Below are 1,420 nucleotides of genomic sequence, written 5' to 3' on the forward strand. Positions count from 1 at the left end.
GAAAGATCATGGTCAGAGCGTAGATGAGGCCGATAATCAAGGCAATAATCATGCCTCCAAGACCTGAGCGCATAAAGAGATAACCAACCGCATAACCAACCAAGGTCAAGAGTAGGAAGAAAACCAGCAACAAAATCCACGTTTTTCGTTTATTGCTCGCAATTTGATCAAACAACATCTTAGTCACCTAAACCGCTAAAATCAACTTTAGGGACTTGTTTTTCTTCTTCAGGAGTTTGAAGGAAGTCTGCTGCTTTAAAACCAAATAGTCCTGCAATAATATTACTTGGGAAGGTTTCTAGTTTTACATTGTAGTTGCTGACAACACTGTTGTAGAGTTGACGTGAGTAAGAAATTTTGTTTTCTGTATTGGTCAACTCCTCTTGCAACTTGATAAAATTAGCACTAGCTTTCAAGTCTGGGTAATTCTCTGCTACTGCAAAGATACCAGAAATCTGGCGCGTAAGGGCATCACTAGCCTTCATAGCTTCTGCCGGTGAAGTTGCTGCGGCTACTTGTCTACGAAGTTCTGTCACTTTTTCCAAGGTAGAACCTTCATACTTCGCATATCCTTTGACTGTTTCAATCAAATTTGGGAGGAGATCATTACGACGCTTCAACTGAACATCGATCTGGCTCCAAGCCTCCTTGGTTTGCATACGATTTTTAACCAAACCGTTATAGCTAACAATCACAAAAATAACAATCAGAGCCAAAACTCCAAGAATAATCCAAGTCATAATATTTCATTCCTTTCTGCTTTTAAATTAATACCAGTATATCAAATTTTTAATGAATGTGGTAAAATAAAGTGATACTAGAGAAGGAAACTACTATGAAACCAGAAACATTTTACAGCTTACTGGCTGAACAAAATCTTCCACTTTCTGACCAGCAAAAGGGGCAATTTGAACGATATTTTGAACTCTTGGTCGAGTGGAATGAAAAGATTAACTTGACTGCTATTACAGATAAGGAAGAAGTCTACCTTAAACACTTTTACGATTCGATTGCACCTGTTTTGCAAGGCATGATTCCAAATGAAACTATCAAACTTCTTGATATCGGGGCTGGGGCAGGATTTCCCAGTCTGCCCATGAAAATTCTCTATCCTCAGTTAGATGTGACCATCATTGATTCGCTAAATAAGCGCATCAACTTCCTTCAACTTTTAGCTAAGGAATTGGATTTGGATGGTGTTCACTTCTACCATGGACGAGCAGAAGACTTTGCCCAAGACAAGAACTTCCGTGCCCAGTTTGATATGGTGACGGCTCGCGCGGTTGCCCGCATGCAGGTCTTGTCTGAACTGACCATTCCCTATCTTAAAGTCGGTGGCAAACTATTGGCACTCAAGGCCAGCAATGCGCCCGAGGAATTGCTAGAAGCCAAGAATGCCCTCAATCTCCTCTTTAGTAAG

At 40.6% G+C, this 1,420-nt stretch carries 2 protein-coding genes and 1 pseudogene; 1 reads left to right on the forward strand and 2 read right to left on the reverse strand.

Translation table 11 applies throughout. From position 1 onward, the window contains the following. Both SORDD16_RS05705 and SORDD16_RS05710 read right to left on the reverse strand, forming a co-directional pair. Positions 1 to 178, reverse strand: a pseudogene (locus SORDD16_RS05705) (zinc metalloprotease HtpX); the annotation flags it as partial. A gap of 1 nt (position 179) precedes the next feature. Further along, on the reverse strand, positions 180 to 740 hold the full coding sequence (locus SORDD16_RS05710; RefSeq protein WP_061452695.1) for a LemA family protein: 561 nt from the start codon (positions 738 to 740) through the stop codon (positions 180 to 182). A 95-nt stretch (positions 741 to 835) separates the two neighbouring features. Between SORDD16_RS05710 and rsmG the strand changes: the two genes are divergently transcribed. Next, positions 836 to 1,420: 16S rRNA (guanine(527)-N(7))-methyltransferase RsmG (gene rsmG / locus SORDD16_RS05715; protein WP_061452696.1), on the forward strand; the 585-nt coding region annotated here is incomplete at its 3' end.

It is taken from the genome of Streptococcus oralis, assembly GCF_001578945.1.
GTDB classification, from domain to species: Bacteria; Bacillota; Bacilli; order Lactobacillales; family Streptococcaceae; genus Streptococcus; species Streptococcus oralis_Q.

Excerpts from the sequence above, each read along its gene's own strand:
- SORDD16_RS05710 (WP_061452695.1), bottom strand. The coding sequence starts at position 740 with ATGACTTGGATTATTCTTGGAGTTTTGGCTCTGATTGTTATTTTTGTG.